The following is a 22,762-nucleotide window of genomic DNA, read 5'->3' on the forward strand; positions in this document are numbered from 1 at the left end:
GCTAGAAGAATTCGGTGTAGCGCTCGATCTCCCAGTCGGAGACGTGGCGGCTGTACTCGACCCACTCCATGCGCTTGAGCTTGAGGAATTCGTCGACCACTTCCGCGCCCAGCACCTCACGGAACAGTAGGTCGACCTCCAATGCATCGCAGGCCTCCTTGAGCGATTGCGGCAGGGTCTTGATGCCGCGCGCGGCGATCGCCTCCAGGCTCAGGTTGTAGAGGTTCTCGTTGCAGGCGGTGCCCGGGTCGAGCTGGCGGTCGATGCCGTCGAGACCGGCGGCGATGATCGCGGCGGTGACCAGATACGGGTTGCAGCCGGCGTCTGGCAGACGGAATTCGATGCGCCCATAAGGGATGCGCAGCATCGCCGAGCGGTTGTTGTCGCCGTAGGCGATGAAGGCCGGCGCCCAGGTCGCGCCGGACAGCGAACGGCCTACCACCAAGCGCTTGTAGGAGTTCACCGTCGGCGCGGCGAAGGCGCACAGCGCAGGCCCATGGGCCAGCAGGCCGGCGAGAAAGTGATAGGCCAGCTTCGACAGGCCCATTCCGCTTGGGTCGCTGGCGTCATGGAACAGGTTCTTGCTGGTGTCGTTGCCGATCGACAGGTGGAAGTGCATGCCGTTACCGGCGCGGCGCGGATCCGGCTTGGGCATGAACGAGCAGATCATGCCGAGGTCGTTGGCGATCTCGCCAGCGGCCATGCGGAAGAAGGTGAAACGATCCGCCGACTCCATGGCATCGCTGTAGGTGTAGTTGATCTCGAACTGACCGCAGGCATCCTCGTGGTCGATCTGGTAGATATCGAAGCCGACCGGCTGCAGCGACTCGGTGAGCTTTTCCAGGAAGGCGCGGGAACGCGACAGGCCCTTGTAGTCGTAGCAGGGCTTCTCCAGCTTGTCGCTGGCATCGACCGTGGTCAGCTTACCCTCGGCGTCACGCCGGAACAGGCTGAACTCCGGCTCCAACCCGGTATTGAGCGTCCAGCCGCGCTCGCTCAGGCGCGCCACCTGCTGCTGCAGCACATAGCGGGTGTCGTAGGGCCAGGGCTGACCATTGACATGACCGACGCATACCACGCGGCCATAGCCCGGCTGCCAGGGCACCGGCATCAGTGTGGAGAGATCGCCACGCGCCATGAAGTCGGGGCCGTGCGGCTCCATGCCCATGCCCCAGATGGCGAATCCGGCGAAACCGGCGCCCTCCTCAGCCACGGCCTTGAGACCCGAGACAGGTACCGACTTGGTCTTGGCTGCACCATGGATATCGACGAACTGGGCCAGCACGTACTTGATGCCGTGCTGGTCGATGATTTTCTGGGTTTCGCTGGGCAACATGGGTAGGGCCTCCGGTGGCGTCGCCATTATTCCGCTGGGGAATTTTAATTTCTCCAAAAGAAATGCAAGCAGCTTGCCAACCTTGTCCTTACCTTTCGAAATGCCTCAAAGGCCCGCCATTCTTCTATCCGCCAAGGAAAGATGCTTTCATAGGAGGAAATTAAAACCGTGAAAATGCACCGAAGAAAGGCACCCCGCACATTCTCAGTGCGAACTTTTTATTCATAAGAAGATATTGGTACGCATGACGACTTCTACAGAAATCCCTCCCCGCCTCAAGCTCGAGCAATACCTGGGCATGCAGATTCGCCGTCAGCGGCAGGCGCAGGAACTGAAGATCGCCGATGTAGCACGCATCGCCGGAATCAGCCAGGGCATGCTGAGCAAGATCGAGAACGCTCAGGTCTCCACCAGCCTCGACACCCTCAGCCGCCTCTGCGACGTGCTCGGCATGCCCATGTCCAAGCTGTTCAGCCAGTACGACCAGCAAGGTGGCAGCGCCCTGCTGGTGAAGGCCGGCGAAGGCCTCGAAGTGGTGCGGCGTGGCACCGACAAGGGCCACACCTATCGCCTGCTCAATCACACCCGCGGGCCGAAGAAGAGCTTCGAGGCGTACATGGTGAGCATGGACGACGCCAGCGAGGAGTTCCCTACCTTTGCCCACCCCGGCACCGAGTTCCTGCACCTGCTGGAGGGTGAACTGGTGTACCGCCACGGCAACCAGCTCTACCCGATGCAAGCCGGCGACAGCCTGACCTTCGACGGCGAAGTGCCGCACGGCCCGGAGAAGCTGGTGAAAGTGCCGATCCGGCTGTTGTCGATCATGAACTACGGGGCGGACTGACCAGTACAGCATGGCGGCCTCGGGTATCGGCTGCGCCCTGCCCGCACCATGAAACAACCTGCAACGCCATGCGGTTGAAGCACGTCAGTAACGCGCTATAAAATCCCCGCACTTTGGCGTGTGCTGCGTGCGCCCGGGGTAAGCCCCGAATACGGAGAACGATCAGTCGTTTTCCGTGAGGCTTTCCCGAAACATGCAGCCGTTCAGCTTTTTGTGGCGACGCCGCGATTCGTCGAATCCGTCCCGGGCCTTTTCCGCCACTCCTCTGTGCCCTTTCCCCGTCCCTGACCAGACCCCGTTCTGGCCAGCGCTTCGCTGTGTCCGCCTTTCCCAGACTCGCTCATTGGCCGCCCGACATAGCGCCTGTTTCCACTCGTCCAAGGAGAACCTTGTATGACCTATTCGTCGTCGATCCCGCAGCCGTCCGCGCTCAAGCGCTTTCTCGTCAGCGAGGCGGCCGGTGGCGTACTGCTGATGTTCGCAGCCGCAGCAGCCGTGATGATTGCCAACAGCCCGCTGGCCAGCAGCTACCTGCATCTGCTTCACATGACGACCGGCCCGACGCTCAGCGAGAAGCTCGGCCCCATGACGCTGCACCTGTGGATCAACGATGGCCTCATGGCGATCTTCTTCTTGCTGGTGGGGCTGGAGATCAAACGTGAGCTGGTAGACGGCCGTCTTTCCTCCTGGGAACAGCGACGCCTGCCCGCCTTGCCCGCATTGATGGGAATGATGGTGCCAGCGGGAATCTTCCTGGCAATCACCCAGGGGGAGGCACAACTTGCCAACGGCTGGGCCATCCCCGCCGCCACCGATATCGCGTTTGCCGTCGGCGCGCTGGCCCTGCTGGGCCGCCATGCACCGCTGTCACTGAAACTGATGCTGGTGTCGGTAGCCATCATCGACGATATGGGTGCCGTGGCGATCATCGCGATCTTCTACACCGCCTCGATCAACGTCACCGCGCTTCTCATGGCGGCCACCATCATCGCCGTGCTGTTCACCCTCAACCGCCTGCGCGTGATGGTGCTGTGGCCCTATCTGATCGGCCTGGCCCTGCTGTGGTACGTGACACTGCTGTCGGGCGTACATGCCACCATCGCAGGTGTCGTCGGCGCCTTCCTGATTCCCTACATTCCCACGCCTGGCGAACCTGACTCTCCCGATTCGCCCCTGCACCGCCTCGAACATGGCATCGCGCCCTGGGTGGGGTTCCTGATCGTCCCCGCCTTCGGTTTCGCCAATGCCGGGGTTTCCTTCGAGGGCCTCTCCCTTGCGGATGTCTTCGCACCCTTGCCCCTGGGCATCGCGGCCGGCCTGTTCCTCGGCAAGCAGCTCGGCGTATTCGGCGGCGTGCTGCTGGCGGTGAAATCCGGGCTGGCCGCCAAGCCCCGAGGCTGCACCTGGTTGCAGATCTATGCGATCTCCATGCTCTGCGGTATCGGCTTCACCATGAGCCTGTTCATCAGCGGCCTGGCCTTCCCCGGTTCCCCGGAGCTGGTGGAAGAATCCAAGATCGGCATCATGCTCGGCTCACTGCTGTCGGCCATCATCGCCTGCCTGATTCTGCGCTTCGCACCCAAGGCACAGGATCAAGCCCAGGAAGAACGCGCGCAGAGAGCAGAAATTCGCCAGGACGGCGATGTGCAGCGGATCTAGCCATGCCAATGGCTCCTGCCAAGAGCATCTGAGCAACCTGCAGGGCGTCTACGGACGCTCTGCTTCACGCAGGTACAGGCTCAAGCCATCACAGCTCGCCGACCACTCCCGCAACCATTGCGGCAACGGCGGCGACTGCTCGTCGATGCCAAGCTCACGGGCGAACTCGGCCGGCGCGACATTGCCTGTCGGCCCACGAAACAACCCGCGCATGACCACCACGGCGATCACCCGCTGATCCTTGACGAAGCGGTGTTCGACGAAGCTCCATCGCTCATCCCAACCCAGCATGCGTGTGTGGATTTCAAAGCGTTCGAACAGCTTCAGCTCACGGCGAAACTTGCCGCACACGTCGCCGACGATGGGTAGCGCGCGGTGCCGAAGCGCCACGCGAAAAGCCCCGCTGCGCAGTACGTAATCCATACGTCCGACATCGGCCAGGGTGAAGTAACGACCATTGGTGACGTGCCGATTGAAATCCAGATCCAGTGGCCAGACCCGCAGCCGTACAACGGTGGTGGCGAGCCACGGCACCGGCTTGCGCCAGGGGCGACGCAGCAGCATCAGGAAAAGGCGAAACCATAGGTTCATGTGGCGAGCACCTGTTTGAATGACGAGGGCCGCACTCTAGGTGGCACGCATGGAGTAAGGTAGATGCAGAAATGACTAATACCATGCGATTTACGCAAGAGAGTTCCCATGCACATCACGCTGCTGGTGGCCGAACACAGCTCGCTGGCCAGCGCCGCCCTGGCGCTTGAAGTCCTCGACGCCGCCAATCGCTTCGCCCAGCCAGCCGCAGCACCCTTCACCCTCAGCGTGGCATCGCTGGACGGGCAGCCGGTGGCCAATTCCCTGGGTCGAGCGATGCCGGTAGACATGTCGCTAGACGCGGTGACGCAAACCGACCTGGTGCTGATTCCCGGCTTTCTCTTCAGCCTGCGCGACGCCCTGCCCGCCTTCGGGCACTATCGCGGCTGGCTACGGAGCCAGCACGATCAGGGCGCGGTCGTCGCCTCGATGTGCACGGCCACCTTCATGCTCGCAGAAGCGGGTTTGCTCGATGGCGTCGAAGCCACTACCCACTGGGCTTTTGCCGACCTGTTGCGCCGCCGTTACCCTGCGGCTCGCGTGGACGAACGACGTATTCTCTGCGAGGACGGACGGGTGATCAGCAGCGCCGGGGCGAGCGCGGCAATGGACTTGCTGCTGCACCTGATTCGCCGCTTCGCCTCGCGAGAACTGGCGCAGCGATGCAGCCGCTACCTGCTGATCGACAACGTGCGCAGCGAGCAGTCCGTCTACATCAGTTGGTCAATGCCGCGCAGCCATGGCGACGAGGCCGTGTTGCGCGTTCAGGACTGGATGGAGTCGAGCTTCGCCGAGCCCTGCAACATCGATGAATTGGCCGAGCGCTTCGGTTTCGGTGTGCGCAACTTCAAGCGCCGCTTCAAGGACGCCACCGGCCATACCCCGTTGGCCTACCTCCAGGCATTGCGCCTGGAAAAGGCCAAGGAACTGCTGGAAACCACGCGCCTGAACTTCGAGGTGATCACCAGTCGCGTGGGCTACGAGGACAGCAACTCGTTCCGCCGCCTGTTCTGTCAGCGTGTCGGCATTTCACCAGCAGCCTTCCGCAAGCGTTTCCTCAGAAGCCCTGCCGAGCTGCTGGCAGGCCAATAGTCTTGGCCACATCCACTTTGCGCCTGGCCATGGGTTACCAATCGATGGGCGTTTCGATGCTCGACGACTGCTGCGACCTCGGCTAACGGCTGAACAGGGTTTCGAGTTGACGAACCGAGATCGCGGTTTCTTCGGCCGTCTTGAAGTTGGCAAAGCCCATCAGCAACCCGCCCTGCCCTGCACCGTGCATTCGCCAGTCATTCAGGGCATGCACTGCAAGACCGTTGCCTCTGGCGGCCTTGGCCAGGGTTTGGTCGTCGCTGCGACCATTCAGGTAGGCCAGCACGTGAATACCGCCGGCCTGCGGCGAAACGTACAGGCGTTGTCCCATCGTCTGGGTCAGCGCATCGATCAGAAACTGATGCCTCTGCGCGTACAGAGTCCGCATCTTGCGAAGATGCCGGGTGAAGTGCCCCTGCTCCATGAAGTCGGCGACCATGGCCTGCGACAGGATCGAGCCAGCGCTGGGATACTGGTGCGCTGCCGTTCTGAAGGTGTCGACCTGACTGGCAGGCACCACCAGATAAGCCAAGCGCAAACCGGGAAACAGTACCTTGCTGAAGGTACCGGTGTAGAGCACCCGACCATCGCGATCCAGGCTCTTGAGTGCCGGCAGCGGGCGGCCGTGGTAACGAAACTCGCTGTCGTAGTCGTCCTCGATGATCCAGGCGCTGCGTCGGCTCGCCCAGTCCAGCAGCTCCAGACGGCGCGGCAGCGACAGCGCAACGCCAGTCGGGCTCTGGTGTGTGGGGGTAACCACGGCGAAACGGGCGTCGGCGGCACGCTGCTGACCACTCGCCACGTTCAGTCCTTCCTCATCGACCGGCACCGGCTCCAGGCGCATGCCTGCCTGCTGCAAGAACTGCCGGGCCAGCAGGTAGCCAGGCTCCTCGTACCAGCCCAGGTCGCCAGGTTGCAGCAGCGTGCGGCACACGAGCTCCAACGCCCCGCGATAACCCGCCGTGACGAAGACCTGTTCATGCGAGCAGGCGATACCGCGTGATATTCCCAGATAGGTCGCAATGGCCCGCCGCAGTGGTTCATATCCCGTCTCATCGGGGTAGGTCATGGCGGCGGTATCCAGGGAGCGAAGGCGGCGCCCGGTCAGGCGTACCCAGGCTTTGCGCGGAAACGCATCCAACGCCGGTAAACCGAGCTGGAACGACAGCACCTCGCTGCTCGAATGGCTCAGGCTGGAAGCTGGCGACGGGGCGGGAGCGAGCGGCGTCGCGTGGCCAGGCTCTGCCAGGCCATCCAGGTGGGGAGAAACGACGGTGCCGGAAGTGCCGCGCGTCGTGAAGTAGCCCTCGCTCACCAGCATCTGGTAGGCCACTTCGACCGTACCACGCGCCAGGTTCAGTTCGCTGGCCAGGCTACGCACGGACGGCACTCGGTCGCCTGGGTTGAGTTTGCCGCTGGCGATTGCCTCCCGGTAACGGCGGTAAAGCTGCAGGTAGATCGGCGCGTCGTGTTCCCGAGAGGGCGTCAGGTGCTCTAGCTCCATGAAAACTGTCCCAGTTATCCGATTGGTTATTGCACCTGTCCACTAGGCCAAGGCTCACCTAATTTACGGTCCTACAACCAAGGAATCCATCGGATCGGGGCGCCAAGGCCACAAGACTTTGGCTGCAGGCATAGCCGGAGTGTTGCACACAAGCTTTCGCTACCCGGATCAAGCTCCATTTCAGATTTCGGCCGTCTCAGGAGAGCGCCATGAGAATCCCGTCCTTCCCTGCCAATGCAGTGCCCCATACCACTGACACCGCCAAGTCACAGCGGGCCAGTTCCACACAGGAGGCAGACGGTGCGCGCACAGCACTGACGACCTCGTTCAGCGCAATCAAGGTCGGCGGCTCGTCCACTCTCGCCAAGGCGCAGGGTGTGCCGGGCATGGACGGCGGACTGCTGAATGCAATGGTGGAAACGTCCCGCAGAATGCAGGACATTCGCAACGATCCCAATATTGATCCACTGACCAAGGAAAGGATGCTGAGGCCGCTGGAGAAAGCCAGCAAGGACACCCTGAACACCGTCAACGACATGGCCGAACAGGAGGAGAAATCGAAGATCCTCGAAGCGTCGAGCGAAGATGCGCAGGCAATCCGGGAAGCCGGAGAAGAGATTGCCGCATCGCTCGAGGAAAAGCACACCGAGTCGGCCAGCACTGCCGAACCAAATGCACCAACAGACAACACGACAGAAGACGATCAGGCTGGCGCAGTCTCTCAGGGCAGTCGCGTGACACCCGCACCAGCACCGGCCTCCACCTCGCCGGTTTACTCAACCTCGCCTGTCGTCGGCGATAGCCTGGACACTCACGCCTGACACGGTATTACCTTTGGCACTGCGCATGATCCGCGTTGAGCAACCCCGCGCCACGCAATGTGCGCCCGCAACGCCCTCCGTTCACCAGAGCAGCGCGGAATTTCCCGACACTCACGTGGTTTGATGCCGTGGCACGTAGGGCAGCAGACGGTCGGTTTCTCGCTTGACCACGGCATAGCACTCGCAACTCAGTTGCTCCAGCTTCTGGCGATCCAGAACGGTGATGTGCCCTCGGCTGTACTCGATCACTCCCTGACGCTGCAGTTTTCCTGCGGCTTCAGTCACCCCCTCACGACGAACCCCGAGCATGTTCGCGATCAACTCCTGAGTCATGGTCAGTTGGTTGTCAGGAAGACGGTCGAGTGATAACAGCAGCCATCGACAAAGTTGCTGATCAATCTGGTGATGCCGATTGCAAACAGCGGTTTGTGCCATCTGAGTGATCAGCGCCTGGGTGTAACGCAGCATCAAAACCAGCAATTCACCATGCCGATTGAATTCATCTTTGAGGCGCTGCCCCAGCAGACGATAGGCATGCCCGCCACTCTGTACGATAGCGCGGCTTGGAGTGCTTTCCCCCCCCATGAACAGGGCCACCCCCACTAGTCCCTCATTGCCCACCACGGAAATCTCAGCCGAGGCACCGCTCTCCATTACATACAGCAGTGAGACAATGGCGTCGGTGGGGAAATACACATGACGCAGGGTATCGCCGGACTCGTAGAGAACTTTGCCCAGTGGCAACTCCACGTGCTCCAAATGAGGAAAAAGCCGATCCTGCACCTCCTTCGACAAGGCGGCGAGCAGGTGATTTTGCTGGGGCATGGTGGTCGTCCCCATATATGACCTCTCTAGAAAGATAACAACAGGTCGTTACACCATACGCCCTTGTACACCCTGCTCTGTGCGCTATCGAACAGACGGTGGCAACGATCCCCCTAAACTGATCAGCCGCCCGGCCGAACTTGCCATGCGCTCAAGGTAGGGTATCGATGCCAGCCCCCAACGAAGTCACCAGATACTTCGGACACTTGCTATCGTGAGCCAGGATCATCTGGCCGATAGGGCAGCCATTCAATTGCCCAAGGTGATGGTCGACCGACTGGCCAGACCATTGTCTCGGTTCCTGCATATCGAATCGGCAGCCGCAGGCGTGCTCCTGCTGTTCACCATCGCCGCCCTTGTTCTCTCCAACTCGCCATGGGCGCAGTCGTTTCTGGCTCTGTGGGAAACCCAGGGCGGCTTTCGACTCGGTTCGTTCGACTACACACGCTCGATGAAAGGCTGGATCAACGACGGCCTGATGACGCTGTTCTTCTTCCTGGTCGCCCTGGAACTCAAGCGGGAACTGGTGCTGGGCGAACTGAACAATGCACGCATGGCCGCACTCTCGATCTCGGCAGCCCTCGGCGGCATGGTCGTGCCCGCCGCCCTGTACTGGGGCTTGCAGCAGGGCCAGCCCGGCCAGCATGGCTGGGGCACCGTCATGGCCACCGATACCGCATTCGTCATCGGGTGTCTGGCGCTTCTGGGCTCACGCATTCCGCAAAGCCTGCGCGTATTCATGCTGTCACTGGCCATCGTTGACGACATCGGTGCAATCCTGGTCGTGGCCATCGGCTACAGCGAACATATCTCCTGGGAAATGCTGATATTGGCTGCAGGAGGTCTGGCGGTCGTTTACGGCATGTCGCGAGCCGGCATCCGCAGCTTCAGGCTCTATTTTCTGGTCGGAGGGCTCATCTGGATTGCAGTGGATGCATCCGGCATACATGCAACGATCACCGGGGGGATTCTGGGGCTGATGACGCCGGCACGCCGCTGGGTCAGCGATGAGCGCTTGTACGCGATCCTGAGCCAGGTCGTCGCTCATCCCAGCAGTGGTGAGGGAAGCGGTGAAACCAAGGATCGCCAGACCCTGCTTGCAGCCGAGATCGCCGCGCGTGAAGCCCTGTCCCCCGTCGAGCGACTGGAGCTTGGCCTGCACCCCTGGGTCGGTTTCGTCATCATGCCCCTGTTTGCATTTGCCAATGCCGGATTGCCGCTGTCCATGGCGGAGATTGGCAACTCCGTCACCCTGGCCGTATTCATCGGTTTCGCACTGGGCAAACCCATTGGCGTCCTGGTCTTCAGCTGGCTGGCCGTCTACCTGGGCGTCGCCGCACGGCCTCTCGATCTCGATTGGCGATTGATCGCCGGTGGCGGTCTGCTCGCGGGTATCGGATTCACCATGGCCCTGTTCATCGCCAACCTGGCATTTCCCGCACATCTGATCGACAGCGCCAAGCTGGGCATCTTCGCGGCCTCGGTCTTCTCGGCCGTCGCGGGTCTCATGCTGCTGGTGTGGATAGCCAAACCAGGAAGTCACCACGCCTAGACGCTATGTGCGCTAGCGGACAGACCCTGCCAGAGGCTTCATGCACACTGACTACCTGAGCCACGCCCACCCCGTTGCTCCCTCTGCGCTCCTGCAGGCCGCCGGAAACTAGCGTGGCCGGCCAAGGACACAATGCCCAGAACCTGGTTCCACCGCCTGATACGCTCACGTAGTGCAACGCGCAAGTTCACCTACGAACCCATCCTGCGTGCCGAACTGTTCAGCGCCGAGCAGATGGCTAACCATGGCCGTCAATTGGCCAGGCAGCACCAACTCAGCCCACGGCCAGCCAGCGCAACTCTGCTGGGACGCCTGGACGACAACGAAGCGCTACTGGTGCACAGCTGCGCCATGCTCGGCGAGGTACCGCCGATCACGCGCCGCGCCACCCCGGCAGCGGAATGGCTGCTGGACAACTTCTACCTGATCGAAGAGCAGATCCGCACGGCGCGCAAGCACCTGCCGCGGAGCTACAGCCGCGAGCTACCACGCTTGGCGGACGGCCCCTCACGCGGTTTGCCGCGGGTCTACGACATCGCCCTGGAAACCATCTCCCACGGTGACGGACGGGTCGACAGCGAGAGCCTGAGACGCTTCATCGCCGCCTACCAGTCGGTCACGCCGCTGGCCCTTGGCGAACTGTGGGCGATCCCGATCATGCTGCGCCTGGCGCTGATCGAGAACCTGCGCCGCGTGGCATCACGAGTGATGGCCAACTGGGATGATCGCAACCTGGCCAACGACTGGGCCGACCGCCTGCAGGAAACCGCCGAGCGTGACGCCAAGAGCGTGTTGCTGACTGTCGCCGACATGGCCCGTTCACAACCACCGCTGACCAGTTCGTTCGTTGCCGAACTGGCCAGGCGCCTGCAGGGCCAGAGCGCCGCACTGATCCTGCCGCTGACCTGGATCGAACAGACGCTCAGCGAAGACGGGCTGAACATCGAGCGTCTGGTGCAACTGGATGCCCAGCAGCAGGCCGCCGAACAGGTGTCCATCAGCAACAGCATCAACAGCCTGCGCCAGCTGTCTGCCGTCGACTGGCGCGGCTTCGTCGAAGACATGAGCAGGGTCGAGCAGGTACTCAATGAAGACCCGGCGCAGATCTACCCCACTATGGATTTCGCCACCCGCGACCACTACCGCCACGTGGTCGAACGCCTGGCCAGAAACTGCGAGCACGCGGAAGAAGCGGTAGCCCGTGCCGCCGTTGACCTGGCAGCCGCTGCCGGCACCGGCATCGGCACTCACATCGGTTTCTATCTGCTGGGTCAGGGGCTGGTCGAGTTGGAGCAGCGCCTCGAAGCCCGTATCCCCTTCGCCGAGGCCTGGCAACGTCTGCTGCGCCGTGCCCCACTGGCCTTCTTCCTCGTCCCGGCGCTGCTTCTCAGCCTGGCGCTGGCCTGGCCCTTCCTCGCCGCTGCCCAGGCCAGCGGCCTGAGCGACGGCCTGGCGCTCCTGCTCGGTCTACCGATCCTGCTGCTGACCAGTAGCCTGGCCCTGGGTTTGCTGAACCGGCTGGTGACCCTGACCGTGACCCCGCACATCCTGCCGCGCCTGGACTACAGCCGCGGCATACCCGAGCAGGCGCGCACGTTGGTGGTAGTGCCCACGTTGATCGGCAGCGCGCGCGATATCAAGGAATTGGTCGAGGGTCTGGAGGTGCGCTATCTGGCCAATCGCGACGCCTGCCTGCACTTCGCCCTGCTCAGCGACTTCATGGATGCGCCGAGTGAGGTGCTGGAACAGGATGCCGCCCTGCTTCTGCTGGCCCGCCAGTCGATCGAGGCGCTCAACCGCAAGTACCCGCCGGTGGGCGCCGACCGTTTCTACCTGCTGCATCGGCCACGCCGCTGGAACCCCGCCGAAGGCGTGTGGATGGGCCATGAACGCAAGCGCGGCAAACTTGCCGCGCTGAACGAGCTGCTGCGCGGCCGCGGCCTGGAAGCATTCGCGCTGATCGTCGGCGACATCGCCACCCTGCCCCGGGTGAACTACGTGATCAGCCTGGATACCGACACCCAGCTGCCGCGGGACGTCGCCCGGCAACTGATTGGCGCACTCGCCCACCCGCTCAACCAGCCGCAGTTCGATCCCATACGGCGGCGCATCAGCAGCGGTTACGCCATCCTCCAGCCACGGGTGGGCATCAGCCTGCCGAGCACCGCCCGTTCGCCCTATGCCCAGCTGTTCGGCAGCGACGCCGGGATCGATCCCTACACCCGCGCCGTTTCCGACGTGTATCAGGATCTGTTCCACAACGGCTCATTCATCGGCAAGGGCATCTATGCCGTCGATGCCTTCGAGCAGGCGCAGCACGGTTCTCTCCCGGACAACCGCATCCTCAGCCACGACCTGATCGAGGGCTGCTACGCTCGTTCCGGCCTGCTCAGCGACGTGCAACTGTACGAGGAGCATCCGGCCAGTTACAGCGCCGACTGCAAGCGCCGGCACCGCTGGATCCGCGGCGACTGGCAACTGCTGCCCTGGCTGCTGCCGTGGACGCCCGCCGCATCGGGCGGCCTACAGCGCAATCGCCTCGACGCCCTGGCGTGCTGGAAGATCTTCGATAACCTGCGCCGCAGCCTGGAGCCCGCCGCCACGCTGACGCTGCTGCTATGGGGCTGGTTCGCCATCGACCAGGCCCTGCTCTGGACTCTCGCCATACTCGCACTGCTGCTGGCGCAACCCCTGCTTGGTGCCTTGCTCGATCTGTTGCGCAAAGCCCATGACATCTCGCTCGGCCAACATCTGCAAGCCACCTGGCGCACGGCCAGGCTGCATTTCGGCCGCGCGCTGCTGGCACTGGCGTGGCTGCCCTTCGAGGCCCTGCTCAGCCTGGACGCCATCGCCCGCACCCTGTGGCGCATGTTCATCAGCCGGCGCCACCTGTTGCAATGGAGCCCCTCGCGTGAGGTGGAGCGCAGCAGCCGTAATGATCTTCCTGGCCTGTACCGGTTGATGTGGATCGCCCCCGGCCTGGCTCTGGCTTGCGCCACACTACTGCTGTTCGCCCCCGCGACATTGGCCCTGGCCAGCCCGTTCCTGTTGCTCTGGCTGACCAGCCCGGCCATCGCCTGGCGGCTGAGCCAGCCCAGGGCACGAACACGCTTCGAACCTTCCGCCGAGGAACTGCGTTTCCTGCACAGCCTGGCGCGCAAGACCTGGGCCTTCTTCGACCAGCACGTCGGCCCACAGAACAACTGGCTGCCGCCCGACAATATCCAGGAGCAACCGAGCCTGGTGGTAGCTCAGCGCACCTCGCCCACCAACATGGGCATGTCCCTGCTGTCACACCTGGCCGCCTACGATTTCGGCTACCTCAGCGCCGGCAGGCTGCTGTTGCGCCTCGATCGCTCGCTGAGCAGCATGGCCGGCCTGGAGCGCCACCGCCGGCACTTCTTCAACTGGTACGACACCCAGACCCTGCAGCCCCTGCCCCCGCACTATGTGTCGACGGTAGACAGCGGCAACCTGGCCGGCCTGCTGCTGACCCTGCGCCCCGGCCTGCTGGAGCTGGCGAGCCAGCCTCTGCTCCACCCGCGGATGTTCGCCGGCCTCGCCGATACCCTCGTCTTGCTGCGCGAGGCCATGATTGCAGAGCACCTCGGCGAACAGCTGCTGCGCGAACTGCAAAACGACCTGCACAGCGCACAGACAGAGGCCACGCAGGATCTGCATACGGCCTGCCAAGAGCTGCAACGCCTGCTCGGCCACGTCCAGTTGCTGGACAAGAACCTGCGGCCGACGCACGACAGCGAGAGCGAGCGCTGGCTGCAGGCATTGCTGGCGCAGATTGAAGACCTGCATGACGAGCTCGCCCCATTTCGTCTGCCACCTACAGGTGCAGGCGAGCAGCCGGCACAGACGACCTGGCAGCAATTCACGCAACTGGACAGCAGGCAATGGCCCGCCGCCGACCAGGCCCAGGTGCAAGCGGTGCAGCACCGCGCCGGCGAGCGCATCGCCAGCGCCAAACACCTCGCCCGGCAAGCCGGTGAACTGGCGCAGATGGACTTCGGTTTTCTCTACGACCCGCAGCGCGACCTGTTCTCCATCGGCTACAACGCCGAGAAGGATCGCCTGGACGCGGCCTACTACGACCTGTTGGCCTCCGAAGCACGGCTGACCAACTTCGTGGTGATCGCCCAGGGCCAGTTGCCCCAGGAGGGCTGGTTCACCCTCGGCCGCCTGCTCACCAGCAGTGCAGGCGTGCCGGTACTGCTGTCCTGGTCCGGCTCGATGTTCGAGTACCTGATGCCTATGCTGGTGATGCCCAACTATCCCGGCACCCTGCTCGACCAGACCTGCCGCGCCGCCGTGGCCCGGCAGATCGAGTACGGCAACCAGTTGGGCCTGCCCTGGGGCGTGTCCGAGTCTGGTTACAACACCCAGGACGCCCACTTCAACTACCAGTACCGCGCCTTCGGCGTCCCCGGCCTGGGCCTCAAGCACGGGCTCGGCGAAGACCGCGTGGTCGCCCCCTATGCCTCGGCCCTGGCCCTGATGGTCGAGCCACAGGCCGCCTGCCGCAACTTGCAGCGCCTGGCCAAGCTGGGCCTGAGCGGCACATTCGGCCTGTACGAGGCAGTCGACTTCACGCCGACACGCCTGCCACGCGGACAGAACGCAGCGGTGATCCATTCGTTCATGGCCCACCACCAGGGCATGAGCCTGCTGGCACTGGCCCATGTGCTGCTGGATCAACCGATGCAGCGGCGCTTCGAATCCGATCCGCAGTTCCAGGCCACCGCCCTGCTGCTGCAGGAACGCGTCCCGAAAGCCGCTGCGCAGTACCGGCATGCCGCCCACTCATCCGCTGCCGACGCCGCCGTGCGCCTGACCGAGACCAAGCTCAGGGTATTCACCGACCCGGATCGACGCCGCCCCGCCGTACAGCTGCTGTCCAACGGTCATTATCACGTCATGCTCAGCAGCGCCGGCGGCGGCTACAGCCGCTGCGACGGCACCGCCGTGACACGCTGGCAGGAGGACATCAGCCGTGACCACTGGGGCATGTTCTGCTACCTGCGCGATGTCGCCAGCGGCGACTTCTGGTCGGCCGCGCACCAGCCGACGCTGCGCCACAGCGCCGGCTACGAGGCGATCTTCACCGACGCCCGTGCCGAATTCCGCGTCCGCGAGCGCGACTTCGACTGTCACACCGAGATCGTCGTCTCACCCGAGGACAACATCGAACTGCGCCGCCTGCACCTGACCAACCGGGCCCGCGTACGACGCAGCCTGGAACTCACCAGCTATGCCGAAGTGGTGCTCTCCCCGGCCATCGCCGATGCCCTGCACCCGGCCTTCAGCAAGCTGTTCGTGCAGAGCGAACTGCTGCCGGAACTGCAGGCGATCCTGTGTAGCCGGCGGCCGCGCTCCAGCCAGGAACAGGTGCCATGGATGTGTCATCTGCTGGCTGCCCACGATGTGGATATCGACGCGATCTCCTACGAAACCGACCGCGCCCGCTTTATCGGCCGCGGCCGCAGCACGGCCCGCCCGGCGGTTCTGGATGCCGGCGTCGACAGCCTGTCCGGCAGCGCCGGCTCGGTGCTCGACCCGATCGTGGCGATCCGCTGCCGCATCAGCCTGGAACCCGGTCAGACCGCCATCATCGATCTGGTCACCGGCATCGGCGAGAGCCGCGAAGGCTGCCTGCAACTGATCAACAAATACCGCGACCGCCACCTGGCCGACCGCGTGTTCGGCCTGGCCTGGACCCACAGCCAGGTGCAGTTGCGTCAGCTCAACGCCACGCAGGCCGACGCCCGCCTGTTCGAGCAGATGGCCACCTCGATCCTCTACGCCAATGCTGCGCTGCGCGCCGACGCCAGCGTGCTGAGCGGCAATCAGCGCAACCAGTCCGACCTCTGGGGCCAGGCGATTTCCGGCGACCTGCCGATCGTCCTGGTACAGATCGCCGATGCGGCCAATATCGAACTGGTGCGGCAACTGGTACAGGCCCACGCCTACTGGCGGCAGAAAGGCCTGGCCCTGGATCTGGTGATCTGGAACGAGGATCAGGCCGGCTACCGCCAGCAACTGCAGGATCTGATCATGGCGCTGGTCACCTCCGGCAGCGAGGCGCATATGGTCGACCGCCCTGGCGGCATCTTCGTCCGCCCGGCCCAGCAGCTGTCGAACGAGGACCGCCTGCTGATGCTCGCCGTGGCGCGCCTGGTGCTCAGCGACGGCAATGGCAGCCTGGCCGAGCAGGTGCATCGGCATGTCAGCGAGCCGGCGCTGCCACGCTTCGACCCACTGCGGATGCGTACATCCCGCAGCCGGCCGCCCAGCCCAACCGCCGACCCTCCCTCGCTGCTGCTGGGCAACCCCTACGGCGGCTTCAGCGCCGATGGCAGCGAATACCTGATCCACCTGGCCGAGGGTACGAGCACACCGGCGCCCTGGTCCAACGTGCTGGCCAATCCCGACTTCGGTACGGTGATCAGCGAGAGCGGCGGCGCCTACACCTGGAGCGAGAACGCCCATGCGTATCGCCTGACCCCCTGGCACAACGACCCGGTCGGCGACGCCAGCGACGAAGCGCTGTACCTGCGCGACGACGACAGCGGCCACTACTGGTCGCCAACGCCGCTGCCGCGCCCCGGCAAGGGCGCCTATACCACCCGCCACGGCTTCGGCTACAGCGTCTTCGAGCACGAGGAGGACGGCATCCACAGCGAGCTGTGGGTATACGTGGCGCTGGATGCCGCAATCAAGTTCTCACGCCTGATAATCCGCAACCGCTCGGGCCGCGAGCGGCGTCTGTCCGCCACCGGTTACGTGGCCTGGGTACTCGGCGACCTGCGCGAGAAATCGGCCCTGCACGTGGTCACCGAGCAGGATCCGGCCAGTGGCGCATTGTTCGCCCGTAATGCCTACTCCATCGACTTTCCCGGTCGGGTGGCGTTCTTCGATGTCGACTCGCCAGCGCGTAGCGTCAGTGGCGACCGCAGCGAATTTCTCGGCCGCAACGGCAACCTGAACGCCCCGGCGGCGCTGGCCAGGCCGCGCCTGTCCGGGCGCAGCGGTGGCGGCCTCGACCCTTGCGCGGCGATCCAGGTCGCCTTCGAACTCGCCGATGGCGACAGCCAGGAAATCATCTTCCGCCTGGGCGCCGGGCTCAACGCCACGGCCGCCGCGCAACTGGTTCAGCGCTTTCGCGGCAGCGACGCAGCCAGCAAGGCCCTGGAACAGGTGCGCGCGCACTGGCGTGCGACTCTGAGCACGATCCGCATCCGCACGCCCGAGCCGGCCATCGATGTACTGGCCAACGGCTGGCTGATGTACCAGGTGATCGCCAGCCGCTTCTGGGCACGCAGCGGCTATTACCAGTCCGGCGGCGCCTACGGCTTCCGCGACCAGTTGCAGGACAGCATGGCGATGATCCACGCCAGCCCGCACGCCAGCCGCCAGCACCTGCTGTTGTGCGCGGCCCACCAGTTCGGTGAAGGCGATGTGCAGCACTGGTGGCATCCGCCGCTGGATCGAGGTGTGCGTACTGGCTGCTCGGACGACTACCTGTGGCTGCCCCTGGCCACCAGTCGTTATGTACAGATGAGCGGCGACCGCAGCGTGCTCGATGAGCAGGTGGCCTACATCGAAGGCCGCGCGCTGAATGCCGGCGAAGAATCCTATTACGACCTGCCCCAACGCTCGTGTCTGCGCGAAAGCCTCTATCGGCACTGCGTTCGAGCCATCGAACATGGCCTACGCCGCGGTATCCACGGACTGCCGCTGATCGGCAGCGGCGACTGGAACGACGGCATGAATCGGGTCGGTGAACAGGGCCTTGGCGAAAGCGTGTGGCTGGGCTTCTTCCTCCACGAAGTACTGCGGCAGTTCGTCCCTGTCGCGCTCATGCAGAACGATGCGAAGTTCGCCCGGCACTGCACGGAACAGGCCGCCGCCCTGCGCAACAGCCTGGAAGAACACGGCTGGGACGGCGCCTGGTACCGCCGCGCCTACTTCGACGATGGCACGCCGCTGGGCTCGGCGAGCAACCAGGAATGCCGCATCGACTCCATTGCCCAGAGCTGGTCGGTGCTATCCGGCGCCGCCTCAGCAGAACGCCAACGCAGCGCCATGGACGCCCTGGAGCACCACTTGCTGCGCCGCGATCCAGGCCTGGTGCAACTGCTCGACCCACCGTTCGACAAGAGCTCACTGGACCCTGGCTATATCAAGGGCTACGTGCCGGGCGTACGCGAAAACGGCGGCCAGTACACCCACGCCGCCGTGTGGGCAAGCATGGCCTTCGCCCATCTCGGTGACAGCGCACGGGCCTGGGAACTGCTGCGCCTGATCAACCCGGTCGGCCACAGCAGCGCACAAGCGATAGCCCGGTACAAGGTCGAACCCTATGTGGTCAGCGCCGATGTGTACGGCATGGCGCCGCATGCCGGGCGTGGCGGCTGGAGCTGGTATACCGGGGCTGCCGGCTGGATGTACCGGCTGATCATCGAATCGCTGCTAGGCCTGCAACGCAGTGCCGACAGCCTGCGCCTGCAACCGCTGCTGCCTGCTGACTGGCCCGGTTTCAGCCTGGACTACCGCTTCGGCTCGACGCTGTATCGGATAGAGGTATTGCAACAGGCTGGGGATACAACGTCGCTCAGCCTGGACGGCGTGCCGATAGACGGCATTCAGTGCCCACTGCTGGACGATGGCCACGAGCACCACATAGTGTTTCGCTGCCCACCGGCCAAAGCTTACGAAGCGGGTCAGACCGATACGCACCCCATATCCCTGACAGGAGGCAGCTAGCTGTGCATCAGGTCATCCTGCTGATCACTGAACCGGCCTCTCTCCTCTACTGCTCCAACGCCACTACCAAGCGCTGTGCCTGCTCCTTCATCGCCTGCGCCAGCGCCTGTCTTCTGGCATCGGTCATGCGCGGCCGCGCCAGCGCACAGCTGAGTGCCCCGAGTGGCTGCCCGCAGGCATCGAGGATCGGTACGGCCAGGCCGGTGTAGCCCGGCAGGCGTTTATCGACCAGGCCGCTGGCATAGCCCAGGCGTTTTACGCTGGGCAGGCTGGCGGTGATGCGTTCCACCTCCAGACCGTAGTCCAGGCGCAGGGTCGCGGCGTTGTGGGCAAGGATGTCGTTGCGCTCGCTGCGACCGAGCCAGGCCAGTAGCACCTGCGAAGCCTGACCGACACCCATGGGAATGCGCCCACCTACTGCGCCGCTGTAGCTCTGCACCGGGAGTTCGCCAGCCAGCATGTCCAGGCACAACACCTGGTGACCGTCCGCCACCAGGAGAAAGAAACTGTCGCCGAAACGCTGCGCCAGGCGCAGCAACACCGGTCGCGCCCGTTCACGCAGGGCGCTGGCGTTGCCGGCCTGGGCGCCGAGGGCGAACAGTTCATAGCCGAGCACGTAGCGCCCGCGCGGCACTGCGCCACGCACGAAACCCTGGCGGCGCAGGTACTGCAGCAGACGATAGGCAGTAGCCTGCGAGCAGTCAGCTGCCTCACGCAACTCGGCCAGGCTGGCGCCCTGCTGACCGGCGGCAGCGATGACACGCAACAGCAGGAACGCTCGCTCCAGGGTCTGGGTGCCACTCATGGTGTTTCTCACATACTGATAAAGGATGACCGACCAGCGCGATGCAAATTGCACGCCTCGTCGGCCAGGGCATGCTCGCTGAACCTTCCTTCGGTGCGCGCGGCGCACCCTGTCCCGGAGAGCGTGCATGTATCCGCAGATTGAACAGGTGGTCAGCGACAGGCTGCCGGAAAGCACCGAGGTGGCCATCATCGGCGGCGGCATTATCGGCGTCAGCACGGCCTATTGTCTGGCCCGCCGAGGTATCGCCGTCACCCTGCTGGAGAAGGGCCTGATCGGCGCCGAGCAGTCCTCGCGCAACTGGGGCTGGTGCCGCAGCATGGGCCGCGACCTGACGGAGATTCCCCTGGCCATGGCCAGCCTGCGCCTGTGGGACACCTGGCAAACGCAGCTCGGCGAAGACCTGGGCTTTCGCCGCAGCGGCGTGCTCTATGCCTGCGAAACCCCGCGCCAGTTGCAGCAGCAGGCGGACTGGCTGCAGGCGGCCAGCGCCCATGGCGTGCAGGCACGCCTGCTCGAAGGTGCCGATCTGCTGCGGGTGATGCCGGAAGGAGCCGCCGCCGGATGGAGCGGCGCGCTGCATACGCCGAGTGATGGCCGCGCCGAACCGCACCGCGCCAGTGCAGTGATCGCCCGCGCCGCTCAACGCCTGGGCGCGCGCATCGTCACGGGTTGCGCGGTGCGGGGTTTGGACATTCAGGCTGGTCGAGTTCGTGGGCTGTATAGCGAACAAGGCAAACTGCATTGCAGCAGGGTGGTGCTGGCGGGTGGCGCCTGGTCGACGCTGTTCTGCGCCAATCTTGATCTGCGCCTGCCGCAACTGAAGGTGGTGGCCTCGGTACTGCGCACCGCACCGATGGCCGGCGGCCCGGAACTGGCCGTGGGCGCCAGCCGCTATGCCTTTCGCAAGCGCGCCGACGGTGGCTATACGATTGCCCAGCGCAACGGCAACCTGGCGCCGATCACACCGGACAGCTTTCGCTACCTCGGCGATTTTCTCCCGGCACTGGGCAAGCAGTTTCGTGAAGTACGCCTGCGCCTGGACGGTCGTTTTTTCGAGGAGCTATGCCAGCCACGCCGTTGGGACATGGACAGCGCAAGCCCCTTCGAACGCTGCCGGGTACTCGACCCGCAGCCCTCCCCGGCCATCCTGAGCGAGGCGCGCGACGCTCTGGCCGCCGCCTTCCCCTTCTTCCGTCAGATGCGCGTGGAGCAAAGCTGGGCCGGAGTGATGGACGTCACCCCGGATGCCATCCCGGTGATCGGCCCGGTCGAGAAGCTGCCAGGGCTGTTTCTCTCCACCGGCTATTCCGGCCATGGCTTCGGCATCGCTCCCGGCGCCGGCCATTTGCTGGCCGACCTGATCGATGGCAGCACGCCGCTGGTCGATCCCCAACCCTTCGCCTACGACAGGCTCTGAGCAACCTCATGCACAACGGCGTGCAATCGATTGCTGCAGAGCCAGTGCCCACTTACTTGATGTACCAGCCCCAGGGCTGATCACTGTCGTAGCGGGTGACCTGCTTGACCTCGCGGTAGCTGTCGAACCCCCACTGGCCCAGCTCGCGGCCGATGCCGCTCTGCTTGTAGCCGCCCCAGGGCGCTTCGGTGAAGGTCGGCTGCGAGCAGTTGATCCATACGATGCCGGCACGCAGGCCCTTGGCCACTCGCTCGGCACGCGGCAGGTCACGCGACATCACTGCGGCGGCCAGGCCGAACGGCGAGTCGTTGGCCAGGCGCAGGGCCTCGGCCTCGTCGTCGAAGGCACGCAGGCACACCACCGGGCCGAAGATCTCCTCGCGCCAGATATCGCTGTCGGTCGGTACGTCGGCGAAGATCGCCGGCGTCAGGTAGTAGCCCTTGTCCAACCCTGCCGGTCGTTCGCCGCCGTGCAGCAGGCGCGCCCCGCTGTTGCGGCCGGAGTCGATGGCAGCCAACACCTTGTCGTATTGCCCAGCGCTGACCAGCGGACCGAGCAGCACGCCCTCCTCCAGGCCATTGCCGATGCGGATTTTCTGCGTCTCTGCGACCAGCCTTTCCAGCAGTGCCGGGTACAGCTCGCGCTGCACCAGCACTCGTGAGGTGGCCGAGCAGACCTGGCCCTGGTTCCAGAAGATACCGAACATGATCCACTCCACCGCGGCCGCGACATCGCTGTCGGCGAACACGATGAAGGGCGATTTGCCGCCCAGCTCCAGGCTCAGATTCTTGATCTCGCGCGAGGCAGCCTGCATCACCCGGCGCCCGGTCGGTACGCTGCCGGTGAAGGCCAGTTTGTCCACCAGCGGATGCTCGGTCAGTGGTGCACCGGCATCCGGCCCGAGTCCAGTGACCAGATTGAACACCCCGGCCGGCACACCGGCTTCGTGGACGATGGCGGCCAGTTCCAGCGCCGTCAGCGACGTCAGCTCGGAGGGTTTGAGCACGATGCTGCAACCGGCGGCCAGCGCCGGAGCGATCTTCCAGGCCGCCATCAGCAGCGGGAAGTTCCACGGAATGATCGCCCCCACCACGCCCACCGGCTCGCGCTCCACCCAGGAGCTGAAGCGCTCGTCGGCCAGAGCGATGTCCTGCCGTGGTTGCGCATCGGCGGTTTCGGCGAGATCGGCGTAGAACTCGAAGCAGCCGGCGGCATCGCCCAGATCCCACTCGGCCTCGGGCAACGGCTTGCCGTTGTCACGCACTTCCAGCTCGGCCAGTTGCGGCAGCCGGCGACGGATACCGGCGGCAATGGCGCGCAATACCTTGCCGCGCTCGGCACCGGACATGCGCGGCCAGGGGCCTTCGTCGAAGGCGCGGCGCGCGGCGCGAACCGCCAGGTCGACATCCTCGGCAGTCGCTGCCGGCACCTGGGCCAGCAGCGTCTCGTCGCTCGGGTCAATGCTGGCGAAGCTGCCGCCCTTGACCGGCAGCGTCCACTGTCCGTCGATGTACAGATGCTGATAGCTATCCATCGGC

Annotated in this window: 13 protein-coding genes; 7 read left to right on the forward strand and 6 right to left on the reverse strand. The window is 64.4% G+C overall.

Features of this window, described 5'->3' with window-relative positions:
* Nucleotide 1: 1 nt before the first annotated feature.
* Nucleotides 2-1,336 (reverse strand): type III glutamate--ammonia ligase, encoded by a 1,335-nt coding sequence (gene glnT, locus C7A17_RS03505; RefSeq protein ID WP_106736710.1) that lies wholly within the window; start codon nt 1,334-1,336, stop codon nt 2-4.
* Nucleotides 1,337-1,580: 244 nt separating this feature from the next.
* Here glnT and C7A17_RS03510 point away from each other — a divergent pair, with 244 nt between their 5' ends.
* Nucleotides 1,581-2,180, forward strand: coding sequence for a helix-turn-helix domain-containing protein (locus C7A17_RS03510; RefSeq protein WP_106736711.1), 600 nt, complete (start codon nt 1,581-1,583; stop codon nt 2,178-2,180).
* A 393-nt stretch (nt 2,181-2,573) separates the two neighbouring features.
* Nucleotides 2,574-3,839 (forward strand): Na+/H+ antiporter NhaA, encoded by a 1,266-nt coding sequence (gene nhaA / locus C7A17_RS03515; RefSeq protein ID WP_106736712.1) that lies wholly within the window; start codon nt 2,574-2,576, stop codon nt 3,837-3,839.
* Between the two features lie 48 nt (nt 3,840-3,887).
* Here nhaA (C7A17_RS03515) and C7A17_RS03520 read toward each other — a convergent pair whose 3' ends face one another.
* Nucleotides 3,888-4,430, reverse strand: a complete 543-nt coding sequence (locus C7A17_RS03520) for a thioesterase family protein (protein WP_106736713.1) — start codon at nt 4,428-4,430, stop codon at nt 3,888-3,890.
* Between the two features lie 108 nt (nt 4,431-4,538).
* Here C7A17_RS03520 and C7A17_RS03525 point away from each other — a divergent pair, with 108 nt between their 5' ends.
* Entirely contained in the window at nt 4,539-5,522 is a 984-nt protein-coding gene (locus C7A17_RS03525; protein ID WP_106736714.1) for a GlxA family transcriptional regulator, read from the forward strand.
* 82 nt (nt 5,523-5,604) lie between these two features.
* Here C7A17_RS03525 and pdxR read toward each other — a convergent pair whose 3' ends face one another.
* Entirely contained in the window at nt 5,605-7,026 is a 1,422-nt protein-coding gene (gene pdxR / locus C7A17_RS03530) for a MocR-like pyridoxine biosynthesis transcription factor PdxR (protein WP_106736715.1), read from the reverse strand.
* 209 nt (nt 7,027-7,235) lie between these two features.
* On the opposite strand from pdxR, the gene C7A17_RS03535 reads away from it, so the two are divergent.
* Nucleotides 7,236-7,847 (forward strand): hypothetical protein, encoded by a 612-nt coding sequence (locus tag C7A17_RS03535; protein ID WP_106736716.1) that lies wholly within the window; start codon nt 7,236-7,238, stop codon nt 7,845-7,847.
* 111 nt (nt 7,848-7,958) lie between these two features.
* Here C7A17_RS03535 and C7A17_RS03540 read toward each other — a convergent pair whose 3' ends face one another.
* Complete coding sequence (locus C7A17_RS03540; RefSeq protein WP_106736717.1) at nt 7,959-8,687, reverse strand: Crp/Fnr family transcriptional regulator; 729 nt, start codon at nt 8,685-8,687, stop codon at nt 7,959-7,961.
* A gap of 199 nt (nt 8,688-8,886) precedes the next feature.
* Between C7A17_RS03540 and nhaA (C7A17_RS03545) the strand changes: the two genes are divergently transcribed.
* Nucleotides 8,887-10,224 (forward strand): Na+/H+ antiporter NhaA, encoded by a 1,338-nt coding sequence (gene nhaA, locus C7A17_RS03545; protein WP_234035879.1) that lies wholly within the window; start codon nt 8,887-8,889, stop codon nt 10,222-10,224.
* A 132-nt stretch (nt 10,225-10,356) separates the two neighbouring features.
* Complete coding sequence (locus tag C7A17_RS03550) at nt 10,357-18,999, forward strand: glycoside hydrolase family 94 protein (protein ID WP_106736718.1); 8,643 nt, start codon at nt 10,357-10,359, stop codon at nt 18,997-18,999.
* 46 nt (nt 19,000-19,045) lie between these two features.
* On the opposite strand, the gene C7A17_RS26710 is transcribed toward C7A17_RS03550, so the two are convergent.
* Nucleotides 19,046-19,804, reverse strand: coding sequence for an IclR family transcriptional regulator (locus C7A17_RS26710; RefSeq protein WP_158704639.1), 759 nt, complete (start codon nt 19,802-19,804; stop codon nt 19,046-19,048).
* 127 nt (nt 19,805-19,931) lie between these two features.
* On the opposite strand from C7A17_RS26710, the gene C7A17_RS03565 reads away from it, so the two are divergent.
* Complete coding sequence (locus C7A17_RS03565) at nt 19,932-21,224, forward strand: NAD(P)/FAD-dependent oxidoreductase (protein ID WP_106736719.1); 1,293 nt, start codon at nt 19,932-19,934, stop codon at nt 21,222-21,224.
* Between the two features lie 52 nt (nt 21,225-21,276).
* Here the strand turns inward: C7A17_RS03565 and C7A17_RS03570 are convergent, their stop codons facing one another.
* The gene (locus C7A17_RS03570; protein WP_106736720.1) at nt 21,277-22,758 is read right to left on the reverse strand and encodes an aldehyde dehydrogenase family protein; all 1,482 of its coding nucleotides are present in this window, start codon (nt 22,756-22,758) and stop codon (nt 21,277-21,279) included.
* Nucleotides 22,759-22,762: the final 4 nt, after the last annotated feature.

Origin of the sequence: Pseudomonas mendocina (assembly GCF_003008615.1) — a bacterium.
GTDB classification, from domain to species: domain Bacteria; phylum Pseudomonadota; class Gammaproteobacteria; order Pseudomonadales; family Pseudomonadaceae; genus Aquipseudomonas; species Aquipseudomonas mendocina_C.